Raw genomic sequence first — 15264 nt, forward strand, 5'->3', positions numbered from 1 at the left:
AACTATGATTGGAAGTATGTTTGTCGGTCTTTTGATCGGACTTCTAGCTGGAGCTATCACCAATCGTGGCGAACGCATGGGATGTTTTGGGAAAATGTTCCTGGGCTGGATTGGTGCCTTTTTAGGACAATTACTCTTTGGTGCTTGGGGACCAAGCCTAAACGGTACAGCAATTATCCCATCGATTCTCGGTGCCATGATTTTATTAGCCATCTTCTGGGAAAGAGGAAGCTAGGTTTAACTTGCTAAAACAGATAGAGTGGTTGGAAATCTTCCAACCTCTTTTTTAGTCAAAACTTGATCATCAAAGTAAAATCAGGTATGATGGAAGGTATGTTCTGTTATGATTAAATAAGATAATTATGGCTGTGGTAGACTGGTGAAAAGTTAGTTTAGTTTCTCCGTCTAAGAATGAAACAGTATAGAAAGTAAGATCAATCTATGTTTAAACCAGTAAAACTCGAGTATTTGCCGAAAATGAATTTTCGCTATCGTTTGTTAAAAGTAGAGAATGAGTGGTATTTAATGGAAGTCGATCGGCCAATTATGACAAGTTATTTTCTCCCATGGTTTACCTATTTTGTCCCTCATAAAGCCTATCAGCTGACAGAGGATGAAGTACAAACAATAGCTCCAAAAGTGCTTGAAAGAGATAAGAACATACTTTCAAGTCAGACTAAAGCAGGGATTTCAGCTCTTGGTGCTGGTTCCTTAGCAGTTTTACTAGGCAGAGCTTTTCCAATAGAGGATTATTTATATTTTAGCTCCCATCTACTTAATCTAGTGCTAATGATCCTTGTTCTATGTATTGTTATTGGACTTCGTATTTGGCTGAGTACTAGGAAAATAGAGACGGTAATGATAGCTTCTCAAAAAGCTAATAGAATCTATTGTCGCCCCGTAAAATTTAGGATAGTACTAAGAAATCTTTTATTGTTGATAGTTCCTTTGTTTTTGTCAAGTGCAATGATTTACTCAGTTTTGAGTAAAATTAAACCAAATTTAATTGTTCATATGGTCCTATTTATTACTTCATTTATGTATTTAGCATCAGCTATTTTAGGCTTATATGCTCCAGGCGAGGATTATAAGGTAAAAATAAAAAAATAGGAAAAATAATATTCAGTAAGGACTTGTTTCTCTGCTGAAAATTATAACTATCAAGAAAGATCAATCTATGTTTAAACCAGCAAAAATCGAACGGTTGCCCAAAATGAACTTTCGTTACCATTTATTAAAAGTTGATGGAGAGTGGTATTTGATGGAAGTCGATCGGCCGATTATCATTACCTATTTTCTTCCGTGGTTTGTTTATTTTATCCCTCATAAAGCCTATCAACTTACCGAGGATGAAGTAGAAACCATAGCTCCAAAAGTATTTGAACGAGACAAGAAGCGTCAGAGTTTAGTGAATAACAAAATTGGGAAGACATCCCTTGGTCTAGGTGTAACCTCCATGCTATTGGCAAGGGCGTTTCCAATAGAAAAATACCTCAATTTTACCTCTCACTTGCTTAATCTATCCTTGATGATGTTGATTTTAATTTTTGTAGTGGGACTTCGGATTTGGATGGGTAGAGGGGAAGGGATGCAGGAAATTGTGGCAGATAAAACACCTCGAAAAGTGTATTGCTTTCCTGAATATATAAAAAACATACTATTACTTTTAATATATGTAACTTTTCTTATAGTCATGTTCATTGCAGTATGTTATGCAATTTTAATAAACTTTGAGCCCAATTTTATAATACATTTTGGTCTATTAATCTCATCATTTCTGTTTTTTATCTCTGGGAATTTAATTTTTTATTCCCCAATTATCTCTTTCAAAGCTAAAGTCAAGTAGATCCAGTCAAGTGAAATTCAGAAGTAAGAGCAGCGTCCATCTGCTTTTGGACCTTAAAACAATTTTTTAGAAAGGAGCATGTCATGAAAAACGAAAAGAAAGTCGATATTGAGCAGGCGAACAAAGTCTACTTTAAAAGTTTAGCCAATACACGCGCTTCAGCGGCTATGATGATCAATTCGTGGACAGGCGTATTACTGTTCGCATTTGAAATCCTTTGTTTTTATTCGTATGATGTATCGAAAGGTATAAAACCATTTAGTCATTGGTTTTTTGATATCCTTGTCATCTATTGTCTTTACCATATCATTGCATTTTTCTTGTCGTTAATGGGGGCATTTATATATAGAAGACAAGTGTTGTCAACGACTCTACTCTTATTCACCTATGCAGGAATGTTTTTATCGCTCCAAGTCATGGGCTTGCTCATCATTGTTTCTGCTCTGGCAAATAAAGAATTTGAGGTAGGTTTCCCAAAATATGGCTTCATCGTCATTCCTTTTCTTGTGATTTGTACCTTATTGGGCTTTATTTATCATTATTTTTGGCTTAAGAAGCAGTTAAAGATTGGCTTTTCACCAACTAGAACCTTGGGAAATTATTTCGCAAAATCAAGTAGTTACAGTAGCAATGCCCTAACGATCATCTTCGTCTGCTCCATGATAGGAGCGGCCCTTACTGGCTATTATGGAGTGGTGCTAGGAGTATCCGTAAGCATACTATTCAGTTACGCCTTTACTCAGTTGCTGACAGAAGTGGGCTACCTTTTGTATTTGAAAACAAAAAGCAAGGAATACTGGGAGGATGAACCTGAGAATAATCCGACGTTGTGGGATTTACTATGGAATTGGTTGAAAGGCTTCAGTCTGAAAAAAGCTAAACTTCGTATTCCGTTAGAAATAGTGAGCTATCTATTGATAATTGTAGCACTTGATCATTTAGGATATGCTGATGCAAAGGTAAGACGACCAATTTTATTAGTGTGGTTTGTCAGAATGATTACCCTAGGAATCGTCTTGGACTTCTTCATTAGCATAGCGCGTACCATCATGCGTAAGTTTTCGAATAAAAAGCAAGGCAAAAAATAACAAAAAAATACCTAACCGAGAGTTTTCTCAGTTAGGTATTTTTGTCGGTTACGCTATTCTAATATCAAAAGGCCTTCTTTGATTTCAAATGGGTTGTTTGGGTTGATGCGGTCATAGAACATGATGCCGTTGGTGTGGTCGATTTCATGTTGAACGACGATGGAGTTGTAGCCTTTGAGTTTGATGCGTTTCTTTTCCCCATCTTTTGTGAAATACTCAACCGTCACGCGGGCATGTCGAACCACATAGCCTGGGACGTTGCGGTCTACAGAGAGACAGCCTTCCCCATCTCCAAGTGCCGCATCTTGCACAGAATGGGCAACAACCTTTGGATTGTACATGACTTCTTGAAGGCTATAGGCTTCTTTTGGTGGGTTGCCATCGGCATCTTCTGGATTGGGCACCAAAACAGCGATAATGCGTTTCGAGATGTCCAGCTGAGGAGCAGCGAGTCCCACTCCTCCACGGAGGCCAAGTTTTTCAGCCATAACAGGGTCTTGAGAATGGTGCAAGAATTGCATCATTTTTTCACCCAGGATAATTTCCTGATCAGACAAAGGGAAGGTCACATCTTCCGCAACAGCTCGAAGTGTTGGATTTCCTTCGCGGATGATGTCATCCATATCAATCAAATGGGATGCTCTTGTAACTTTTTCAATTGCTTTCATTGTCTTACTCTCACTTTCTTTCTACCTTCCATGATAACACAAAAGAACGTGAAATTAAAGTTTTCTGTCAGTTGTTTCCGTGTGTTTGATGGACAAGTCGCCCATTCTTTTTTGGTCTAAAATCGTATAGACCCGCCCTTCTCTTTGGATCAACCCCTCGTCAATCATCTGCTTGATCACGCGGCTAAGGTGGCGGTAGCTGATCCCAAAACGCAGGGCCAGTTGATTCATCTTGGGCTTGAGGATCCCGTTTTCATCACCATGTTCCAAAAAATGTGTAGCGAGGCGCTCCTTGACCGAATAATGAAAGTTAGCAGGAGCCAAATAGTTGATCTGGTGCAATTTCTCAGCCAAGGTCTTGGCCGTAGAGCGCAAAAAGGTGGGATCCAGCAGGAGGCGGTCCTTGAAATGCCGAGCAGAGAGCTGGACGACTAGTGAGTCTTGGTCTGTAATGACCGATGTGATACAGACCCGATCGAGCAGGAGCTCAATCTCTCCTAACAGTCCAGGTTTTTCTTGGATTTCAAGGATGGTGTCGCTACCATTTTCAAGACTGTGGACGATCTTGAGCCGACCTTTGAGAAAATAAGGAATGACATCTTGGTCAGAACCCTGGCGGCAGATATACTCTCCAGCCTGATAGAGAACGAGGTCCAGCTGACTAAGACAGTCACCTGGAAAGATCTGATCCAATTGGTAATCAGTGATGATCTCCATGAGTTTCGTAGATGGGGAAATTTTTTTCATCTCAATCTCCTAAAATAGGACAAATGTCCTATTTTTCTCTTTCTAAATTGATTATACTAGGATTCTATTGAAAATACTAGTTTGAATCTTTTCTAAAAAAATAGTAAAGTCAAATGTTACCAGTAAAGTGTAGGAAATAAAAAAATGAAAAAAACAATGGAAAGAATCAGTCTCTTGAGCTTGTCGCTCATGCTGATCTCATCTTTTTCAATTACAGCCGGTTTGCCAGCTATGAAGGCCTATTTTAGCCAATTCGGATATTCAGCAGGCCAGGTGGAACTCTTGGTTTCCCTGCCGGCCTTTGCGGTTGTGGTCATGCTCTTTTTAAATAGCCTGATCGAGCGGTGGATGAGTGAGCGCCAGATGATTGTCGCAGGGCTCTTGCTCTTTTCAACTAGCGGCCTTGTGCCTTTGGTCGTGCAGGACTATCCTCTCATCTTTCTGAGTCGTATTCTCTTTGGTTTGGGGACAGGAATGATCAATGCCAAGGCTATTTCGATTATCAGTGAACGGTACTCAGGCAATGACAAGACTCGGATGCTGGGCTATCGGGGGTCTGCTGAAGTGGTGGGCTCTGCCATCTTGACTTTTATTGTTGGACAACTCTTACCCCTAGGCTGGCCAGCGATCTTTGCCGTATATGGAGGTGGTTACTTGATTTTACTCCTCTATATCCTTTTTGTCCCCTATCCTAAGGGGAAAAAACAGGCTAGCTTGAAGGAGAAAAAGAAAGGTTCCGCACGCCTTCGCTCCCCTCAATGGCGTTTTAGTCTGATGCTAGCCGTGATTGCTGGTATCATCATTTGTTTCAATTCTATCATTAGCCTGCGCGTGCCGGATATCATTGTTGACGCTCGTATGGGAACGGCGACAACAGCTGGAACAGTCCTAAGTCTGATGCAATTGACAGGGATTGTAGCGGGAGTGGGATTTGCTAGTTTGACACATGTTTTCAAAAAGAACTTGCTCATGATCATGTGCTTTGGTTTCGGTCTAGCTTTAGCCTTGATTGGCTTGTCTGGACAGCTGTGGAGCCTGGTTCTAGGAACCCTCTTGGCAGGATTTACCTACAGTACGGGGGTCACCAGTATCTTCTATCACTTATCTGAAAAAATTCCGACTAATCTCCTGAATCTTGCGACCTCGCTTGTCTTGATTGGCTGCAATCTCGGATCAGCCGTCTCTTCTTTCTTCATCCAGTTGGTGACGCCACTAGCTCCTTCCAATCATCTGCTCTTTGTCTGGATTGGTGCTTTGATGCTCCTAACAGGAGTCTTCGCCTCACAATTACTAGCACGAACGAAATGATGGAGAAATCATTTCGTTTTTTTAATTCAATCTATTGCGTCCTGTCACTAGCTCGTGTTATTATAGGAGGAGTGTGAAAAAAAGATTAGTTTAAAGGAAAAAATAATGAAAAGAATCATGGAGAAAGTGAGTATTCTCGCGCTTTCATTTATTTTGACGACCTCGTTTTCGATTTCGAGTGCGCAGTCGGCCATGTTTGCCTATTACAAGGAAATTCCTCACAGCATGATTGAGCTCTTGGTCTCGCTTCCTTCTGCAGGGATCATGGTTTCACTCATTTTCAATAAATGGATTGGGCGACTATTTTCAGAGCGTCAGATGATTGTGATAGGCCTAGTCGCTTACGCTCTATGTGGCTTTATTCCCTTAATCAGTCCAGCTTATCCGGTTGTCTTTTTGTCTCGGATTATTTTCGGGATGGCGGTTGGCTTACTCAATGTTTCTGCCATTGCCATTATCAGTGAGCGCTATAAAGGAAAAGAACGTGTCCAAACACTTGGCATTCGTGGCTCTGCAGAAGTTGTCGGGACAGCAGTTCTGACCTTTGGGGTTAGCCTTTTGATCCGCTTTGGCTGGCAGGCTGCCTTTCTCGTCTATGGAATCAGTATTCCTATCTTGCTCTTGTATCTCTTATTTGTCCCTTATGGTTCGAAAACAGTGGATGCAGAGGAGAAACATCGGAATGATCAAATGACAGCTAGTCAATGGCGGACAGCGCTTGGCCTAGCAGTCGTCGCGGCGTCAATCGTCTTGTCTAATGTCATGATAACCATCCGGATTCCAAGTGTAGTGGAGCAAGTTGGTCATGGCACTGCCCAAACTGCAGGGCTTATTTTAGCAGCTATGCAATTTGTCGGAATCCTTGCAGGATTAGCCTTCTCCCCATTAACCCAGCTCTTCCGCGATCGCTTGTTGGTAGTTTCGGGAGTGGCCTATGGCTTGACCCAACTGTTGATCGGGGTTTCTACCAATCTCTGGATGCTCGCCATTGTGACCATCCTTGCAGGCTTCGCCTACAGTGTAGCTCTTACAACTGTTTATAATGTCTTATCTGATCAGATGCCAGCTGGAGTATTAAGTCAGGCAACATCCATTGCGGTGTTGGGGTGTAGTGCAGGTTCGATCGCAACGACCTTTGTTCTCAGCCTCTTAGGAACTGTCTCCTCAACTCCTGCCTTTATTTTTGGATTTTCTGGTATCCTCATGATCCTGATTTCCTTTTTTAGCCTTTGGATTGTGCGAAAGAGCGGGAAGACATCATGCGGCTAGATAAATTTTTAGTGGATTGTGGCGTGGGGAGTAGGACCGAGGTCAAGCAGCTTCTCAAGCAAAATAAAATCGCAGTGAATGGAAAAAAAGAGACAGCAGGGAAGCTACAGATTGATCCAGACAAGGATCAGGTGACCTTTATGGGGGAAAATCTGGTCCATGAAACCTTTGTGTACTATCTGCTTCATAAACCAGCTGGAGTCATCTCAGCGACTGAAGATGATCACCACCAAACTGTGCTGGATTTATTGGATGAGACAGCCCGTCACAAGGAAGTCTTTCCTGTCGGGCGCCTGGATATCGATACCCATGGCTTGCTCCTTTTGACCAATAATGGCAAGCTCGCTCATGCCATGCTTTCGCCGAAGAAGCATGTGTCGAAGATCTACCGTGCCCAGGTGGATGGGATCATGGATGAGACAGATGTAGCCCGTTTTGAAGCAGGCATTGCCCTCAAAGATTTCACGACTTTGCCTGCGAGATTGCAGATCTTAGAGGTGGATGAGGCCAGCGCCAGTTCCTATGTCGAAATTGAAATTGCAGAAGGAAAATTCCATCAGGTCAAGCGCATGGTCGCTGCCTGTGGCAAGGAAGTGGTGGATTTAGAGCGGATCTCTATGGGTCCTCTAACGCTAGATCCAACTCTTGAATTGGGGGAGTGGCGGAGACTCCAACCTTCTGAACTCAAGTCCCTAGAGGTCTTCGGAGTTCCCTTATAAGCAAAAAACCAAGAGGCTGGGACAAAAGTCCTAGCCTCTCAATTGTATTTGGATTGTCGAGCAAGACGCAGTGGTTGAGTGGGCTTTACTACGCTGATTTCATCAGCTTTTACAGCCCTACTCAACTGTGCGGAGGTGGGACGACGAAATCGAATTCTAACGAATTACCGATTTCTGTCCCACTCTCTATTTTTTTGTATCAAAAAAATGTACTTAAAATACAAAAAAGCATATATAATAGCTTGTCTTCTCAAAGTAAATCGATTATAATGAAAAAAGATGGGTTGTGCATAAAATCACAATATGTAGTGATAATTTTTCGACTCACATACCTTATCTAGTAAACGTAGAAAAAGGAGAAAAATCGTTTATGAAAAAGTGGCTCTATTCTGTTGTGACAACAGTTGCCCTATTTTTACTAGCGGCTTTAGGATTTGCCAAACCCAATAGTCCGGCTAAAGTCCATGCAGATACGATCAATGATGTTGTGACATCTGTAAACATCTCGAAATCAACTGGTGGGGCCATTACAGATCCACTCGGTGTTTGGGAAAGTTTTCAAGTTGAAGCAAACTTTGTGTTGCCAAATGGACGTGTAAAAAAGGGAGATCAGACTGTTATCCAACTTGGAGATGACTTTAAGGTCTTTGAAACGGACACCATCGACCTGCTGGATCAAAGTGGTCAAAAAGTTGCGACAGCAACGGTAGATGATCAAAGAAAAGTCATCACTGTAACCTACACGGATTATCCTGAAAGAATGGCCAATGTGACAGGGAAACTGCGTTTCTTTGCGCGTGTAGACCACCAAGTCGTCAAAGGGCAAAAGACACTTGATTTTACTCTTACGATCGATAAGAAAGTGATTTCAGGTGGGAATATCGATTACAAAGGGGTCAATCCGGGTGAAAATCCTCCTACTCCGGAAGTCTTTAGCAAATGGGGCTGGACCAACTCAGATAATAAATTAAAATTGACCTATACCTTGAACATCAATCAAGGTCACACAGCTCTTCATAATATTGATATTAAAGACCAATTGGCCTTTACAGATGGAAAAATCAAAGCAGATTCTATCAACATCCATACTGGAACTTGGCAGATCGATAACGAAGATGGCGCCTATCACTTAAGAGACACCACAAATGTCACGAAGAATTATTCCCCTGTTGTCAGTGCCGATGGTCGTTCTCTAACGGTTCATATTGGAGATCTAGCTCCAGAACAAGGAATGACGATTCGTTATGATGTTTATTTGGACAAGGTCCCAGCCATCAATACATCCTACAAAAACAATGCTAGCATGACAGCTACAGAAATCAAGGAGCAAAATAAGGTTGCAGATATTCTGTATCAGTTCCTTGATGGAAAATTTAATGGTGAGAAATACTCCTTCACTATTCATAAAAAAGGTGAAAATGGTCAGGCTCTTGCAGGTGCTGTCTTTGCTGTGACAGCAGATGATACAGGTGAGCAAGTGGGAACCATTACGACAGATGAGAATGGTGTTGGCACCATTACTGGTTTGATCAAACAAGCTTATACGGTTAAAGAAATTCAAGCTCCGACAGGCTATGTGCTCTCTGAAAAACCTATCAAGATCAGCAAGGATGATTTTGGAAATGACCTCGCGATTTCTCGTGATGTCGTAAACCAAAAAGAAAAAACAAGCGTTGCTGGTCAAAAGACATGGAATGATAATGATAACCAAGATGGCAAGCGTCCATCAAAAATCACCGTCAACCTCCTAGCAAATGGAGTTAAAGTTGCTTCTAAAGAAGTGAAACCAGATGCTACAGGAACTTGGGCTTATCATTTTGATAATCTCGATGTGGTCGATGATGCTGGCAATGTCATTGCCTACACTGTTTCAGAAGAACCTGTTGAAGGCTATGAAGCGACTATTGAAGGAACCAATATTACCAACAGTCGGACACCAGAAGTTGTTGAGATTCCAGTAACGAAAGTTTGGAAAGACAATGATAACCAAGATGGCGTTCGTCCTGACAAGGTCACTGTTCGTCTCCTTGCAGATGGTACAGAAGTAGCTAGCCAAGAGCTAAGTGCAGCGACTGATTGGAAGACAGTCTTTACCAATCTTCCAAAATACAATCACGGCAAACAAATTGTCTACACAGTCACAGAAGACACAGTAGCCAATTACTCTGCTGCGATTGATGGAACAACCATTACCAATAGCTACAAGCCAGGTAAAACCAGCGTTACTGTTACAAAACGTTGGGAAGACAACAATGACCAAGATGGCAAACGTCCAAGCGCCATTAAGGTACAGCTCTATGCAGATGGCAAAGCTCAAGGAAAAGAAGTGGAACTTTCTGCTAAAAATAACTGGACCCATACCTTTAGCAATTTGCCTCTAAAAGCGAAAGGCAAAGAGATTCAGTACCAAGTGAAAGAAGTTGGGACAGTCAAAGGCTATACTAGTACGGTCGATGACAGTAACAAGGGAAATGTAGTGATCACCAATAGCCGCACACCAGAAGTAACAGAAGTAGCGGTCAAGAAGATCTGGGATGATGCAGACAATAAAGATGATCTTCGTCCTGAAAAAATCACAGTTCGTCTCCTTGCGGATGGTCAAGAAGTAGCTGTAAAAGAAATCACAGCTACTGATAATTGGCAGGCAAGCTTCACGGATCTACCCGTATACAAGGAAGGTAAGAAGATTGCCTACACGATTACAGAGGATCCAGTAGCAGGTTATACAAGCAACATTGATGGTTTCACGGTAACCAACCGTCATACGCCACCAACAACACCTCCTACCACACCACCAAGCACACCGCCAACGACACCGCCTACAACCCCACCAACGACACCGCCAACGACACCGCCTACAACCCCACCAACGACACCGCCAACAACACCTCCTACAACGCCACCGACGACACCACCAACAACGCCGCCAAGCACACCGGAAAAACCAGAAACTCCAACCACACCAAAAGAAGGAAAGAAAAAAATTCTTCCATCAACTGGTGAAGTTGTTGCTTACGGGTTGACCATACTCGGTGCACTCTTAGCAATTTTTGCTTTGGCTTTGCTCTTGCGTGGTAAACGGAAAGAGAAATAAGCTTCATACCGATAAAAGGCAAATATCCCAAAAGATATTTGTCTTTTTGAATAAGTTGCTTGAAGAATGATCCATCAAACTGTCCAAATTCCCAAGGTTCTTTTTAGAAAAGTGAAAAGCTCCTCTCAAAGGAAACATAAGTGTTTGACAGAAAGATGAAATCTTGATAGAATAAGAAGGTCGAATAGACAACTAACTCTTTCTTGGTAGCAGGATATGCCAAACCTGCCACTCGGATAGAGCATAAAGAAAAGGAGCTTATCATGGCAATCTCAAAAGAGAAAAAAAATGAAATCATTGCACAATACGCACGTCACGAAGGTGACACTGGTTCAGTAGAAGTACAAGTTGCTGTCCTTACTTGGGAAATCAACCACTTGAACGAACACATCAAACAACACAAAAAAGACCACGCTACTTACCGTGGTTTGATGAAGAAAATCGGTCGCCGTCGTAACTTGTTGGCTTACCTTCGTACAAACGACGTTAACCGTTACCGTGAGTTGATCAACTCTCTTGGACTTCGTCGTTAATCTGCTCTATTTTCCACTTACGCTGCGTTGTCACCTTGCCTCGATATACTCGAGTATAATCTTCGGCTACGGTTCCTAGCATCGTAAGGTAAAATAGACCAGATCTATCTCCCTTCGGGGAGATTTTTTGTTTTCACCAAGATTTTAGCCCGAGCTCAAAACAGCTCTCTGGATTCAGAGGGCTTTTTTGTTATCTTTTTTCGGACAAGATTCATGATTCTGAGTAAGTCGTTTTATTTGATAGATGTAATTGACAGAGTTACAATAGACACATCTTAAGAAATAGAGGTTATCGATATGATTGATATTACATATCTAGATGGTGCAAAACAAGAAAGAGTCATGCATTTTGATTCCTACGATGAGTTTGAACGCTCCCAACAAGCTTGCTTGATTGGGGTAGCAGATTTTTATCCTGTTGTGAAACTGACCTATAATGGGCATGAATTGGATTACCAAGGGACTTACGGAGATGTCTTCTTCTATTTGATGAAGCAAGATTTGACGCAGTACCAAAACTAAAGGAGAAAGAAAATGGCAAAAGCAATTACAGACGCAACATTTGAAGCAGAAACAAAAGAAGGCTTGGTCTTGGTAGACTTTTGGGCAACCTGGTGTGGTCCATGTCGCATGCAAGCTCCTATTTTAGAAAAATTATCGGAAGAACTTTCGGAAGATGAGTTAAAAATCCTAAAAATGGATGTGGATGAAAATCCAGAAACAGCGCGTGCTTTCGGCATTATGTCCATTCCAACCTTGCTCTTTAAAAAAGATGGGCAGGTTGTTAAACAAGTAGCAGGAGTGCATACCGCAGCACAAATTAAGGCCATTGTGGCAGAGTTGAGTTAAAAAGCAAAAAAGCTAAAGAGGAATGAACCTTCTTTAGCTTTTTTTGAATCTTATTCTCCCAATTCTGCACTGTAAGCAATAATTTGATCGACAGTGTCTGAAAGGAATTGGATGGTATCACGAAGTGGTTTGTCAGTTGAGATATCTGCTCCGATAATCATGGCTGACTCAAGTGGTGTCTTGCTACCGCCTGATTTGAGGAGGTCCAGCCAATCTTTAGCTCCGTTTTCAGAGTTTTTCAAATGCAAGTAACCCGCTGTTGAGATTACTAATCCAGCTGAGTAGGTGTAGCTGTAAAGTCCCATGTAGTAGTGGCTTTGGCGCATCCAGGTCAAAGCCGCATCGTCATCTGTTTCAACAGCGTCTCCCCAGAATTCGGTCAAGACTTCCTTCATGATGCTATTGAGCTTGCTAGCGCCGAAGGTTCCACCTTCTTCAATCAGGGTGTAGACCTTGCGTTGGAAGGCTGCTTCCAGCAAGTGGGTGATGAAGTTGTGGAAGTAGGTGTCTGTCAAACGGTGAGCTAGGGCAAAGCGTTTTTGACGAGGATCGTCAAACTGGTGTTCCAAGTAGTCGCTGAGGAGGAGCTCGTTAAAAGTAGAAGGAGCTTCCACATAGTAGGTCGACATGTGGGCGTTGAAGTAGCTTTGGTTGTTGTCTGAGAAGATGAATTGACCAGAATGTCCGATCTCATGGATCAGGGTATAAACATCGCTCATCCGTCCTGTCCAACTCATCAGGACATAAGGATGGACACGGTATGGATCGGCTGCATAACCACCGGAATCCTTGCCTTCATTGGCAGCAAAGTCGACCCAACGTTCGGTTTGGTAGCGGGCAATTTCGCGGGAATATTCTTCGCCAAGAGGTTCCACAGATTTCATGACCAAATCATAAGCATCATCAATGGTAACATCTGGGTTGAGCGCACTGTCCAAGTCCAACTTCCAATCAGCAAAGGTCATTTTCTCAAGGCCGTTGACCTTGGCCACGTGTTTGAGGAATTTTTGAGCTACTGGAGCGAAGTCCTTCATGATCAGGTCAATCTGACGATCAAACATGGCACGATCCACTTCCTGCTCAGCTAAGAGATAGTCAAATACGGAATCGTAGCCTCGCATATCTGCGATTAGTTTTTCAGATTTGACTTGGGCTAGATAGGTAGCAGCAGCCGTGTTTTGGTGCTTGCGGAGACCTTCTGAGAAGGAACGAAAGGCTTTTTCACGGACTTCCGCATTCTCATGGTTTTGGTAGAAGTTTTCATAGGTGACAAAGCTATTCTTGTAAACTTCTCCATCTACTTCAAAATCAGCCATTTCAAAGTCACCTGCCCGCATCTTGGTATAGATGTCTTGCGGTCCGTAGAAGACTTCACCAAGGTTGGTCAGAGTTTTTTCCACATCAGCTCCCAAGTAGTGAGCTTTTTTGATTTTAGCCTGACGAATGGCAAAAGTGAGGTGAGGGAGTTGTCCCAGACGTTCAAGGACTTCTTCATCCGCTTCTACCAAAGCATCATCAAAGAAGGAAAGTTCAACGCTGGCCCAAGTTTCGAAATCCATCCCTGCTTGGGCAATTTCCGCAAAAGCTTCATCGCTAAAGTCCGTCGTTTGGGGCATAAAGCTGTAGTTGCCAATGTGGCTGAGTTGGATCTGAATTTGTTCAAAGACTGCAAAGGCAGCTTCAAAGTCTTCAAAGGTGTGGAGGTTGCCTTTGTAGTTACGGACAAATTCATTGATTTCTTCACGTGTTTTTTCAATGGCACGCAAGAAGTCTTCCTGGTCTTGGTAGAGGGCTGTGAGGTCCCAGAGTTCGTTCTCAGGAAATTCAGAACGTTTTTTTAATTCCATAGTGTTCTCCTTTTGATCAAATAACTATACTAAGTATATCAGAAAAAAGGGCAGAAACATAGAGGAAGAGGGGAAAATGCTTGTGTAAAAATCTTGAAAAGAGCTGGGAAAACATTTTAGATTAAAATTTCAATTCTAACTACTATATTTAGGTAAGACATGGATTGAAATTTTGCTGATATACTAAGTACATCAGAGTATTGCATTTCATGCAATACTCAACACTAATAGCTATAAAGAATATAAGGATTGTTTGATAATTTTTTGTGGCAATTCTTGTATTCAAAATTTTAGTAAAATGTTGCTAATTAGTGATAGGGGAGGTTATATATGGAAACAAGAGAAGAAATTGTCTCTAAATTAGAACTCATTCGTGAGAATATATTGGGATTTATTCAAGCCCGTTCACGTCAGGTTACACTTGTTAATCAAATGAGAACATCCAAATTGATTCAACAAGATGAATATAACGACAACACATTGTCTCATAAATCCCTCAAGCTTGCTTTTTCAATTATGGTATTTTCAAGTATTTCGATACTATTAGGGGATTTATTGTATGTCATCTTACTTGGTGCTGTGAATCGATTAATCGGAGATATTATCTTTGAAGTATTATTCTTATCAGGATTTTTATTTCTATTGTATCGTCGTATGAAAGGTTCAAAGGATAGCTGGATTTATCCAGCGACACTGATTATGGGAGGGATCTTACTGGTATTCCCTCTACGTTTGCTTTTGACTCCTAATCCTATAACATTAATTCTACTTGGAGTATCAATTGTAGCCACCTATTTCATCATTCAAAATAAGCTGGAACTCATGATTGCGTTTGTGAATAAAGGTATTCGTAATAAAAATGAGCAGCATTTAAGAGATTACCAAGCAGTAGTTGCAGAAAATCAACGATTAGAATTGGCCTATCAGCAAGAGGGACGTTTGATGGAAAATTTCCGGAATCAAGCTGTAGCAATTGGTCAAGGATGGTACCCTAAAGATTATTATGCACTAGATGCAGTGAACTATCTTATTCACGCGTTTAATAATTTCAAAGCAGATAATATAAAGGAAGCAATTAATCTATACGATACATATTTAGACCGTGCAGCCCGTCGAGCCTTTGAGGCAGAGATGATCGAACTTGAAAAAGAGCAGATTATTAATCAAGAACGAATGATCAAGCTTCAAGAACATGCAAATATTTTAAGTGCTAGACAAATTGCAGAAACACAAGAAGCAGCTGCTGCATCACGTGCTGTAGCAAGTGAACTTGAGAATATTCGTTATGGAAGATAA

General features: G+C 41.7%; 15 protein-coding genes. 12 read left to right on the top strand and 3 right to left on the bottom strand.

The annotated features are described in order from the left end of the window. The first annotated feature begins 4 nt into the window (after positions 1–4). From RIN70_RS01700 to RIN70_RS01715, 4 genes are all read left to right on the top strand, one after another. On the top strand, positions 5–235 hold the full coding sequence (locus RIN70_RS01700) for a GlsB/YeaQ/YmgE family stress response membrane protein (RefSeq protein ID WP_003010011.1): 231 nt from the start codon (positions 5–7) through the stop codon (positions 233–235). A 206-nt stretch (positions 236–441) separates the two neighbouring features. Continuing rightward, positions 442–1110, top strand: a complete 669-nt coding sequence (locus RIN70_RS01705) for a DUF443 domain-containing protein (protein ID WP_254733055.1) — start codon at positions 442–444, stop codon at positions 1108–1110. Positions 1111–1177: 67 nt separating this feature from the next. Next, positions 1178–1846, top strand: a complete 669-nt coding sequence (locus RIN70_RS01710) for a DUF443 family protein (protein ID WP_251457190.1) — start codon at positions 1178–1180, stop codon at positions 1844–1846. An 83-nt stretch (positions 1847–1929) separates the two neighbouring features. Next, on the top strand, positions 1930–2934 hold the full coding sequence (locus RIN70_RS01715; RefSeq protein WP_251457192.1) for an NADH-ubiquinone oxidoreductase chain 4L: 1005 nt from the start codon (positions 1930–1932) through the stop codon (positions 2932–2934). Between the two features lie 53 nt (positions 2935–2987). On the opposite strand, the gene def is transcribed toward RIN70_RS01715, so the two are convergent. Together def and RIN70_RS01725 are read right to left on the bottom strand one after the other, a co-directional pair. Continuing rightward, a complete protein-coding gene (def, locus tag RIN70_RS01720; RefSeq protein WP_003004253.1) occupies positions 2988–3602 on the bottom strand; it encodes a peptide deformylase in 615 nt (204 codons plus the stop codon). Between the two features lie 54 nt (positions 3603–3656). Then, positions 3657–4349, bottom strand: coding sequence for a cyclic nucleotide-binding domain-containing protein (locus RIN70_RS01725; RefSeq protein WP_251457198.1), 693 nt, complete (start codon positions 4347–4349; stop codon positions 3657–3659). Positions 4350–4493: 144 nt separating this feature from the next. Between RIN70_RS01725 and RIN70_RS01730 the strand changes: the two genes are divergently transcribed. The 7 genes from RIN70_RS01730 to trxA all read left to right on the top strand — a co-directional run bounded on the left by RIN70_RS01730 (position 4494) and on the right by trxA (position 12121). Then, complete coding sequence (locus tag RIN70_RS01730; RefSeq protein ID WP_251457201.1) at positions 4494–5657, top strand: MFS transporter; 1164 nt, start codon at positions 4494–4496, stop codon at positions 5655–5657. Between the two features lie 105 nt (positions 5658–5762). After that, the gene (locus RIN70_RS01735; RefSeq protein ID WP_313790628.1) at positions 5763–6926 is read left to right on the top strand and encodes an MFS transporter; all 1164 of its coding nucleotides are present in this window, start codon (positions 5763–5765) and stop codon (positions 6924–6926) included. After that, entirely contained in the window at positions 6917–7645 is a 729-nt protein-coding gene (locus RIN70_RS01740) for a pseudouridine synthase (protein ID WP_313790629.1), read from the top strand. Before RIN70_RS01735 ends, RIN70_RS01740 begins: the two co-directional genes overlap by 10 nt. 370 nt (positions 7646–8015) lie before the next feature. After that, entirely contained in the window at positions 8016–10739 is a 2724-nt protein-coding gene (locus RIN70_RS01745; protein ID WP_313790630.1) for a Cna B-type domain-containing protein, read from the top strand. A gap of 263 nt (positions 10740–11002) precedes the next feature. Continuing rightward, positions 11003–11272 (top strand): 30S ribosomal protein S15, encoded by a 270-nt coding sequence (gene rpsO / locus RIN70_RS01750; RefSeq protein WP_003004251.1) that lies wholly within the window; start codon positions 11003–11005, stop codon positions 11270–11272. 297 nt (positions 11273–11569) lie between these two features. Next, a complete protein-coding gene (locus tag RIN70_RS01755; protein WP_024054957.1) occupies positions 11570–11794 on the top strand; it encodes a DUF4649 family protein in 225 nt (74 codons plus the stop codon). Between the two features lie 12 nt (positions 11795–11806). Further along, positions 11807–12121, top strand: a complete 315-nt coding sequence (trxA, locus tag RIN70_RS01760) for a thioredoxin (protein ID WP_003013593.1) — start codon at positions 11807–11809, stop codon at positions 12119–12121. 50 nt (positions 12122–12171) lie between these two features. On the opposite strand, the gene pepF is transcribed toward trxA, so the two are convergent. Continuing rightward, a complete protein-coding gene (gene pepF / locus RIN70_RS01765; protein WP_070594797.1) occupies positions 12172–13968 on the bottom strand; it encodes an oligoendopeptidase F in 1797 nt (598 codons plus the stop codon). 330 nt (positions 13969–14298) lie between these two features. Between pepF and RIN70_RS01770 the strand changes: the two genes are divergently transcribed. Continuing rightward, entirely contained in the window at positions 14299–15264 is a 966-nt protein-coding gene (locus RIN70_RS01770; protein WP_195623635.1) for a hypothetical protein, read from the top strand.

Source organism: Streptococcus parasanguinis, from assembly GCF_032163505.1.
GTDB classification, from domain to species: Bacteria; Bacillota; Bacilli; order Lactobacillales; family Streptococcaceae; genus Streptococcus; species Streptococcus parasanguinis_V.

Excerpts from the sequence above, each read along its gene's own strand:
- pepF (WP_070594797.1), bottom strand. The coding sequence starts at position 13,968 with ATGGAATTAAAAAAACGTTCTGAATTTCCTGAGAACGAACTCTGGGAC.
- RIN70_RS01715 (WP_251457192.1), top strand. The coding sequence starts at position 1,930 with ATGAAAAACGAAAAGAAAGTCGATATTGAGCAGGCGAACAAAGTCTAC.
- rpsO (WP_003004251.1), top strand. The coding sequence starts at position 11,003 with ATGGCAATCTCAAAAGAGAAAAAAAATGAAATCATTGCACAATACGCA.
- def (WP_003004253.1), bottom strand. The coding sequence starts at position 3,602 with ATGAAAGCAATTGAAAAAGTTACAAGAGCATCCCATTTGATTGATATG.
- RIN70_RS01700 (WP_003010011.1), top strand. The coding sequence starts at position 5 with ATGATTGGAAGTATGTTTGTCGGTCTTTTGATCGGACTTCTAGCTGGA.
- RIN70_RS01710 (WP_251457190.1), top strand. The coding sequence starts at position 1,178 with ATGTTTAAACCAGCAAAAATCGAACGGTTGCCCAAAATGAACTTTCGT.
- RIN70_RS01740 (WP_313790629.1), top strand. The coding sequence starts at position 6,917 with ATGCGGCTAGATAAATTTTTAGTGGATTGTGGCGTGGGGAGTAGGACC.
- trxA (WP_003013593.1), top strand. The coding sequence starts at position 11,807 with ATGGCAAAAGCAATTACAGACGCAACATTTGAAGCAGAAACAAAAGAA.
- RIN70_RS01725 (WP_251457198.1), bottom strand. The coding sequence starts at position 4,349 with ATGAAAAAAATTTCCCCATCTACGAAACTCATGGAGATCATCACTGAT.
- RIN70_RS01735 (WP_313790628.1), top strand. The coding sequence starts at position 5,763 with ATGAAAAGAATCATGGAGAAAGTGAGTATTCTCGCGCTTTCATTTATT.
- RIN70_RS01755 (WP_024054957.1), top strand. The coding sequence starts at position 11,570 with ATGATTGATATTACATATCTAGATGGTGCAAAACAAGAAAGAGTCATG.
- RIN70_RS01770 (WP_195623635.1), top strand. The coding sequence starts at position 14,299 with ATGGAAACAAGAGAAGAAATTGTCTCTAAATTAGAACTCATTCGTGAG.
- RIN70_RS01705 (WP_254733055.1), top strand. The coding sequence starts at position 442 with ATGTTTAAACCAGTAAAACTCGAGTATTTGCCGAAAATGAATTTTCGC.
- RIN70_RS01745 (WP_313790630.1), top strand. The coding sequence starts at position 8,016 with ATGAAAAAGTGGCTCTATTCTGTTGTGACAACAGTTGCCCTATTTTTA.
- RIN70_RS01730 (WP_251457201.1), top strand. The coding sequence starts at position 4,494 with ATGAAAAAAACAATGGAAAGAATCAGTCTCTTGAGCTTGTCGCTCATG.